The sequence below is a fragment of the Pseudoalteromonas sp. APC 3694 genome, from assembly GCF_030407565.1.
GTDB classification, from domain to species: Bacteria; Pseudomonadota; Gammaproteobacteria; order Enterobacterales; family Alteromonadaceae; genus Pseudoalteromonas; species Pseudoalteromonas tetraodonis.
The window spans coordinates 1-8,336 of record NZ_JASDDE010000091.1 but is presented as its reverse complement, the minus strand read 5'-3'; the positions used below and the strand labels follow the sequence as shown (position 1 = coordinate 8,336).

At 39.0% G+C, this 8,336-nt stretch carries 9 protein-coding genes and 2 pseudogenes; 6 read left to right on the top strand and 5 right to left on the bottom strand.

From position 1 onward, the window contains the following. Positions 1 to 102: 102 nt before the first annotated feature. From QMA00_RS18080 to QMA00_RS18070, 3 genes and pseudogenes are all read left to right on the top strand, one after another. Positions 103 to 384, top strand: coding sequence for a hypothetical protein (locus QMA00_RS18080; RefSeq protein WP_290158344.1), 282 nt, complete (start codon positions 103 to 105; stop codon positions 382 to 384). Between the two features lie 81 nt (positions 385 to 465). After that, a complete protein-coding gene (locus tag QMA00_RS18075) occupies positions 466 to 1,356 on the top strand; it encodes a hypothetical protein (RefSeq protein ID WP_290158343.1) in 891 nt (296 codons plus the stop codon). A gap of 250 nt (positions 1,357 to 1,606) precedes the next feature. Then, a pseudogene (locus QMA00_RS18070) lies at positions 1,607 to 2,179 on the top strand (type I restriction-modification system subunit M N-terminal domain-containing protein); the annotation flags it as partial. A gap of 65 nt (positions 2,180 to 2,244) precedes the next feature. Here the strand turns inward: QMA00_RS18070 and QMA00_RS18065 are convergent. Continuing rightward, a complete protein-coding gene (locus QMA00_RS18065; RefSeq protein WP_290158341.1) occupies positions 2,245 to 2,697 on the bottom strand; it encodes a hypothetical protein in 453 nt (150 codons plus the stop codon). Between the two features lie 58 nt (positions 2,698 to 2,755). On the opposite strand from QMA00_RS18065, the gene QMA00_RS18060 reads away from it, so the two are divergent. The 3 genes from QMA00_RS18060 to QMA00_RS18050 are packed head-to-tail and all read left to right on the top strand — an operon-like array spanning position 2,756 to position 4,995. Next, positions 2,756 to 3,061 (top strand): hypothetical protein, encoded by a 306-nt coding sequence (locus tag QMA00_RS18060; RefSeq protein ID WP_010555472.1) that lies wholly within the window; start codon positions 2,756 to 2,758, stop codon positions 3,059 to 3,061. Continuing rightward, complete coding sequence (tnpB, locus tag QMA00_RS18055; protein WP_254910727.1) at positions 3,058 to 3,411, top strand: IS66 family insertion sequence element accessory protein TnpB; 354 nt, start codon at positions 3,058 to 3,060, stop codon at positions 3,409 to 3,411. Before QMA00_RS18060 ends, tnpB begins: the two co-directional genes overlap by 4 nt. Before the next feature lie 57 nt (positions 3,412 to 3,468). Beyond that, positions 3,469 to 4,995 (top strand): IS66 family transposase, encoded by a 1,527-nt coding sequence (locus QMA00_RS18050; protein WP_290158334.1) that lies wholly within the window; start codon positions 3,469 to 3,471, stop codon positions 4,993 to 4,995. On the opposite strand, the gene QMA00_RS18045 is transcribed toward QMA00_RS18050, so the two are convergent. From QMA00_RS18045 to QMA00_RS18030, 4 genes and pseudogenes are all read right to left on the bottom strand, one after another. Next, complete coding sequence (locus QMA00_RS18045; RefSeq protein WP_290158332.1) at positions 4,946 to 5,452, bottom strand: hypothetical protein; 507 nt, start codon at positions 5,450 to 5,452, stop codon at positions 4,946 to 4,948. The two genes, QMA00_RS18050 and QMA00_RS18045, sit on opposite strands and share 50 nt — an antisense overlap. Before the next feature lies 1 nt (position 5,453). Then, entirely contained in the window at positions 5,454 to 6,134 is a 681-nt protein-coding gene (locus QMA00_RS18040) for a hypothetical protein (RefSeq protein ID WP_290158330.1), read from the bottom strand. A gap of 8 nt (positions 6,135 to 6,142) precedes the next feature. Further along, positions 6,143 to 6,985, bottom strand: a complete 843-nt coding sequence (locus tag QMA00_RS18035) for a SprT family zinc-dependent metalloprotease (protein WP_290158328.1) — start codon at positions 6,983 to 6,985, stop codon at positions 6,143 to 6,145. Between the two features lie 5 nt (positions 6,986 to 6,990). Continuing rightward, positions 6,991 to 8,336 (bottom strand): annotated as a pseudogene (locus QMA00_RS18030) (type I restriction endonuclease subunit R); the annotation flags it as partial.

Here is an 8,336-nt window from a genome sequence, read left to right as displayed (position 1 = left end):
GTTTCAGAAAAGTAGCGCTCATATTTTACGTGACCAAGGTGATTATTATGCCTTGCTCTGATCACTACATATTCTATAAGTTCAATTTATAATGATCTTGCCGTGGTTAAAGAACGGCTAAACTTAACCGGTCGTGCAAGTTTAGGTTATTCAAATCATTATTCCGGCAATATTTACAATGGTAATGAATCAATTACAGTTACAGAATTAAAAGTTAAGGTTACAACTACGAATGGAAAAAGCAAAACGTCAAGGTATTATATTGATGAGGTCAATATTCCCCCCTTAACGAGCATAAGCTTTGGTTTTGATATAATTCTAGGTGGAAATGGCTCTGAGTATTCATGGGCCATTTCTTCAGCTAAGGGCTATGAAGAAAAGTAATTTTAGTAGCTAATAATGTTGTGCTAGAGCTGTGTCGATTTTAGAAATGCTAAGTTGGTTTTATAATTTCAAGGAAATGATTTGATATATATTGATCCGGGTAGTGATAAACACATAATTGAAAGTCGTCAGCTTGAGAGCGAGTATAAAGAAGCTTGCCAGTGGATTAATGAGTTAGGTCTTGAATATAAGAGAACTAGATTTGGAAGTTATGAAAAAGACTTTGATGCATTTATCAAAACGGGTGGTTTAAAAAGCCCAACTGAAAATCTGAAAACATTTTTTAATGCACATTTGGAAGCAAATGAACTAATTAGGATTAAGAATGCATTTGATAGTCTAAACAGTGACTACGCATTTGAGGCAATTAAAAAAACAGTTTCAGGTCAACGTTTTCGTAATAGTTGTAAATCTGATTATTCGAGAGATTTTGCTTTTGAGCTATCTATGGCGTCTCGCTTTTTAAAAGCTGGTTATGAAGTCGATGTAAGAACAATAACTGATCTCATAGTTGATATTGATGGTCGGCCTTTATATGTAGAATGCAAAAGAATAAAGTCAGCAAATCAGCTCGAGAAAAGAGTTAGAGAGGCCAATGAGCAGACTAGAAAACGAGTAGAGAGTAATAAAGCTTCAAAGGCTAAAAGCTTTATTGCACTTAACTTAACAGATGTTATTAACCCCGATGCGATGCCTATGATCGCAAGTTCACTTGGCTATTATAAAAATGCATCAGCACAAACTCTGAAAGACTTTATTATTTCCAAAAAAAACTCATTATCAAAAAAGAAACACAATAAATGCCTTGGTGTCTTCACTGAGTTTACAACACAAGGGTTTATAAATAATCCGGAAAGTTATGCTTTTGTTCACCTACGAGAAGGTAACTTTTATCAGTATCCACTAAAAGACAATGATCGACAGTTCCTTGATTCATTCGCTCATAAGTTAGGGAACCAAAATTTACTTTAGTGTTTAATTATATCAGGAGTTTATCTACTGCTTTTGTATTCACCGTTTAGTTGAAATTTTCGTGTTTAATAATTTCTTCTGAAAAACACAATGCAGTTTATTGAGTTTCATGTGTATTATTACTGTCTCGTAGTTATATTACTCCGAACTTTAAATGGCAATTTATTACTAATTAACACTCAAAAAACCACGACCTTTGCGGTATGATAAGCCAATAATTTATATTGATATTCTTGCAAAGAGAGACCACATGGACGCTGCATCAAAAAAGCCTGCTACAAAAAAAGCCGCAAAAAAAACACAAGTCGGGTTTGAAGAATCCCTTTGGGATGCCGCCAATAAACTGCGTGGCAGTGTTGAATCAGCCGAATATAAGCACATTGTTTTAAGCTTAATCTTTCTTAAATTTATTAGTGACAAGTTTGAAGGGCGTAAAAAAGCCATTATTGCCGAGTACGGCGACGAATACATCGACATGGTCGACTTTTACGCGATGGATAACGTGTTTTACCTACCAGAAGACGCACGCTGGTCGTATATTCAAGCCAACGCTAAGCAAGGCGATATAGCCGTTAAAATAGATACCGCACTACACGCGGTTGAAAAAAACAATAAATCACTCGCGGGCGCATTGCCCGATAACTACTTTTCACGCTTAGGGCTTGATGCTAGTAAGCTTTCAGCACTTATCGATACCATTAATAATATCGACACCATTGCTAACCAAAACGAAAAAACAGAAGAAGACCTCGTTGGCCGTGTGTATGAATACTTTTTAGGTAAATTTGCCGCCTCTGAAGGTAAAGGCGGGGGCGAGTTCTATATAATGTCATCTTCAAATTTATCATGCGAATGCCACCTAAGTTTAGCGGCTTAAAGTGTTACCATCTACCAATTAAATTTATCTATTTCTCTCCTTGCCTCACTATAAATTTTTAACTCATTTCCAACAGTAAAAAAGATCTTACCATGTGCATTACCAAGATCAGTTTTCATGGAGTTGAAATTATTTTTCCATTCGCCTTTTGCCCCATCAAAGTTAGCCAAGCAAAATGCGATGAGTGCGTCTAAATCAACAAAACCATTACTTAATTCAAGTTCTAAAAACCCTTTAATCAATTGATGATTTTTCTGCCAAGGTTTTTGCGACCATATTTTGATTCTATGTAATTTAGTAAAGTCATCTAAAGTGGAGTTCACTTGTTTTAATTCTGACGAAGGCTCAGTTATATCTGAAGCTTCCGATGGAGTGATGCAAAATAGTTTTTGAAACAAAGAGCCTATTGAATTAATTGATTCAAACTGACCTTTGTTTATAAGTAAGCGCGCAATTAAACCCACATACCAATATTAATGCTACCTATGCATAATTTACTCAGCATATTAACCTGAGGTAATTATGAATAAACAGCAAAAAATAAAACACTGGCAAGGCATTTTTGAGCAGCAAAAATCGAGTGGTTTAGCCATCATTCAATTTTGTCGTGATAACAACATTAACGCATCGACTTTCTATGTTTGGCGTAAACGCCTTTCTGACGAAACGATAAGGGTTAAAAAGCAACAGGTGATCCCGTTTGTTATTCATGAGCAAGCCTTTACACACCCTTCAATCATTAAACTCACCACACCAAACGGCTATCAAATAGACTTCGAGTCGACATTAGCGCACCAAGCACTCGCCAAATTATTGAGCGTACTGTGACACCTTGCACCCACCAAGTTTACTTGGTCACGGGATTCACCGACATGCGAAAATCAATCAATGGGTTAAGTATTATTGTCAGCGATACCCTATCTCTCGATCCTTTAAGCCAAGCGTGGTTCGTTTTTTGTAATAAACAACGCGATAAATTAAAAATTTTGTTTTGGGATACCAATGGTTTTTGGCTTTATTATCGTCGCTTAGAGCAAGGACGATTTCAATGGCCAAATCATGCTCAAGCACACGTAGCCATGGGGATTGAACAACGGCAGTTACAATGGTTATTATCTGGCTTACCGGTAAATAATAAAACCCGCCACTCAACTTTATCAGGGTTATCAGTGATATAAATTAACCAGATCGTTTTTTTTACTTGAACGATCTTTCCCATGTGTCATGCTATTAAAATGCCAGACACTATTCTCATCACCGAACTACAAAATCAGCTTGCACTTATGCAGGCTAAGCTTGATGGCTTAGAAAAAGATAAAATTTCACTGCAAGAAGATAAGGTTGAAATGCAATCGCGGATTGACCACTTGCTTGCTGAGCTTAAGTTAAGTAAATCCCAAAAATACGGTAAAAAAAGTGAAAAAGCCCCACGGGGCACCTTCAATGAAGCGGAGCAGCATAAAACGACTGAGCCGCCTAAACACCATAAGAAAGGTAAACAAATACTGGCTGAGCACTTTGAACGAGAAGAGGTTGAGCACACCTTAACCGAGTTAACGTGTCAGTGTTGCGGTGAACAACTACATCAATGTGGTAGTGAAGACAGCGAGCAAGTGAAGATTATTCCGGCGAAAGTCAGTGTCATTAAGCACAAACAATTTAAATATGCTTGCAGACATTGCGAGCATGAACAATTGGCCAGTAAAATAATCACCGCGCCTAAACCCAAGCAGCCTATTCCTGGCAGCATTGCGAGTCCAGAAGCGTTATCGGCGGTTGTTACGGGCAAATACTGCGATGCCTTACCGCTTTATCGTTTCGTTGACATACTGGGCCGTGGCGGCCTTGAACTATCGCGCGGAACATTAGCTAATTGGTGTATTAAAGCGGGCCTGCTAATCAGCCCCTTAGTGGCAGCCATGCAACGTCACTTGCTTAGTGAGCACAGTTTATGTGCCGATGAAACCCGTACACAAGTGTTAGATGAAGGTGACAACCCTAGCAGCAATTCCTACATGTGGGTTTATCGCAGCAATGAGGTCAGCCGTGAGCCTGTCGTGATTTACGATTACCAAGCAGGTCGAAGTCGCGCTTGCGCAAAAGAATTTCTTGCCGGTTATCAAGGCTATTTACAGTGCGACGGTTACCGTGTTTATGACGGTATTGAAGGCATTACCCCTGTTGGTTGCTGGGCACACGCTAGACGCAAATATAACGATGCCTTAAAAGCAGAGTCGAAAAACAAAGGTCGAGCGCATAAAGCCATCAGCTTTATCAGCCAATTATATAAACTGGAAACCCACGCTAAAAACAAACAGTTATCTCCTCAAGCGCGGTATCAGTTACGACAAGAAAAAGCCTTACCCATATTAATGCACTTTAAAGCGTGGCTTGATGAAGCCGAAGGTAAAGTAACGGCGGGGAGTTATATTGGCAAAGCGATAAAATACACGCTTAATCAATGGCCGAAATTAATGCGGTATAGTGAAGATGGCGAACTAGGGATTGATAATAATATTACTGAGCGAGATATTCGGCCGTTTACCACTGGTAGAAAAAACTGGCTATTCTCAAAATCGGTTAATGGTGCTCAGGCCAGCGCGATACTTTATAGTATTGTGATGACGTGTCGTGCTAATGACATCAATCCGTATTACTACTTTGTGCATTTATTTAAAACGTTGCCGAATCGAGATGTGGGTGATGATGATTTTACCGACCTAATGCCGTGGAATGTGCAGCTAGACTTCGATTATAGCTAAGCGCACTGCTTAAATGCGCGCTTACGTTTATAACTCGAATATTGGGTCGCTCATTTTTCACTCCGTCCTTATTTCCCTTGGTGTGCTTAGCTACCTTAAGGTTATCTATGTTCGGTAAAGGTTCACCAGCTTGCTCGCCATAAAATAAGAACTCTTTAAATTTTAAAGAGTCTTCATCAAAGATAATCCAAACTACACAGCCAGATGGTTTATCCGCTAACTTTATGTGTACTTTTTGCAGACTTGTAGAAGAAAATGTGTGAGATGTTTTTAGCTGAATATGCCTAACAACCCCGTAACACTCGGCAATGATATCGTAACCTGAATTATCAACCTCAGGTTTTGCTATCTCAAGCCCGCATTCGTGCTCAAGCCAAGATAGCTTTAATAACTCGCCTACAAATAAATGTTCAATTAACTTCTCTCTATATGACGAGTGTTCGTTATTTTTGCTCATATTATTTTGCCTTCACTTTTGTTTTTATCTCATCCGTATAGCTATCAAATTGATCTAAGACAAAAATTAGGAAACCCTCAGCAATATGAATTTGGTTACCATCTTGAGTTACATTAACAGCGTCATCCTTAATTAATTCCTCTATAGCTTTTATTGGCTGGCCGTCCTTTTCTAAAACTCTTGCATCATTATGAGCGCAACTATTTCTTAGTTTTATGATTTTTTTTATAGTTGGGGAAATTTTTGAATCTTGCAAGCCAATTATCTTTTTTATGAACAAATTAACTCTTTCCAACCCTTGCCCTTTTAAATCATTTAGTTTTATTGGGGAGTTATGCTGCTTGGCATATATATCGCAGAAACGTTCAAGTTCGTGCTCATAGGTTGCGACTAAGGTAAGCAGTGCTGAGCGCCTTTGTACACTTGGAAAGTGATTTTTAAAAATATCGTCAAGGAATACATCTTGGCTATCTAAACCTTTATAATGTTCTACATACTGATAAATGCCTTCCTCAGCGCATATTTCGATTTCATACGCTTCAGGGCCTTTATTAATATACTCATCAATGCTCGAATTAATTGAGTCTTCAGTGTGCGTAATAAAGCTGCGCATTAAGTTGTAAGTAAAGTCAAAAGTAAACAAGGGAGGTCTAAGTACTAACTTACTAAAATCAATAGTCATATTGTGTTTCACTCATTCAAATACATCTCTGCCAAATCGTCCAGCTTAGCTTTTACTACTTTCCAATTAGGCATAACTTGAGTTAATAAACGCCAGAATCGCTCGCTGTGGTTGTGTTCAGCAATGTGGCAAAGCTCATGTAGAATCACGTAATCAATGCATTCTTTCGGTGCTTTAACGAGGTGAGGATTCAGCATTAAGTTGCCTTTGGTAGAGCAGCTTCCCCATTGCTTTTTCATTGCCATGACACGAAAAGAGGGAATGCCTGTTACCCATGTAGTTTTAGGCAATAGTTCGGCTAGTCGCTCATGAAAAATTGCTTTTGCTTTGTGTTGATACCATTTGTCGATTAGCGGTTTAATTTTCACCAACCTGCTATCTTGACTATCAAGGGCAATATCTTTGCTCACTTCATGCTTGATAGTGACGTTTAGCTTACCTCGGCTAAGCTTCACACTAGGCACTTGCTCGGCATCAACAATGACCTTTAATACATAGCGCTTACCTAAGTAAAACTGTGTTTCACCACTCACGTAACGCTTAGGTAAAACCGTATCTTTTTGTTTAGCAAATTCATCAATGCTTTGCCAAATCCATCTGGCACGCTTATGCATGGCATCTTTAATGGCATCATCACTTGCATCATGTGGCACTGTTGCAACAACACGCTGATCAGGGTGAACCTTAATAATGACCTTGCGTGCTACTTTTTTAGCGGTATCACTAGGCTTTGGTTTACGAATAACGTCATAGCGAATGGTGTCGTTACCATAAGTAAAAGCACCGTGTTCATTGGTTGTTGCGCTGCTTTTTTCAGAATGAATAGCAGCGGCTACTGTTTTTTGCGTCACTTACATTAGCCTCTAGCTATGCCTAATCGGGTTATCTTTAACACTTCTTCAATCAGCTTTTGAGCATTATCAAGGCCAAGCTCAGCAAACAGTATGGGTAATAACTTCATGTGAATAGCGTTTTCAATTTCCGCAGGGTTGATTGAATACTCAGCAACCGCATCATTCACAATGGCATCAATATCAAAAGCAAGTGCTACTAATTTGTCGTTATCGAGATCCTTTTCACTCAAGAATTCAGCATCAAATAGGTGCTTAAACAAACCAAAGTAGGCTTGGGCATGTTTATTTAACTTGCCGGAGTCATCTAAAAAGTCATTGGGAACATCAGCGACTTTGCGGTCTTTCACTTCCTGCTCAAAATCGGCAAAAAGGATGTACTGCTTAACTGGCGCATCAAACATCGCTTTAGCATCTTCAATCGCCTTTTTAAGCATCTTAGAGAAATATTCCTGTGCATAAGGATCATCTGCCAAGTCTTGCTCAATCATTTTAGTGATACGGCCTGTAATTTTGTCCGTTTGGTTACGAGCTTCATCATCGCTCATATCCTGTGGCTTAACGTCTTTGCCTAAATTACCGACCAAGTACGCACCGTCAGGTTCTTTTACTTCAATACCCGCTATGTGTTTATCAAGCAAGCTACGGATATCTTCAGCGTATTCGTCATAGTTAATGGTTTCGTCGGCATCTTCACGTACTTGCTTGCGCAAATCGACAAAGGCTTTTAAGTCACGTTTGTATAGGTCGCGCTTGTTATCAAACGACTTATCTTCAAAGTAGGTGGCTGATTGCAACGCTACTTTCATACAGTTTGAAAATGCCGTAAGTATAGAATAAAAATCATCACGCTTTTTAAGGTTGGTGTCGGTAAGCTTACCATCAACCTCTTGTACTTTTGGTGCTAATGCTTGGCGTAAAGCGGGGCCATCTTGTTTATTTTTAACCCCTTCAAATATCGCCCATAAATCACTGTGTAATCCTGGGAGTTTCTTATACTCGGTGTCCATGCTGTTGTACAACCCTTTTAGGTCGTCTATATCAAAGCCGCCTTGGGTGCGCTCTGCAAGGTCTTGGTACTTTTCTATGGTGGTATCAAGTTCTTTTAATATGCCTCTGTAGTCAATCAAGTAGCCAAACTGCTTTTTGCTATGCAAACGGTTTACGCGGGCAATGGCTTGAATCAAGTTGTGCTCTTTAAGGGGTTTATCTATATACAATACAGTATTCTTCGGCTCGTCAAAGCCCGTTAGCAGCTTATCAACTACGATCATGATGTCAGGGCCGTCATCTCTACCAAAGTCTTCAATAATGGCTTTGGTGTAGGCTTTTTCATCCATTTTATCAACAT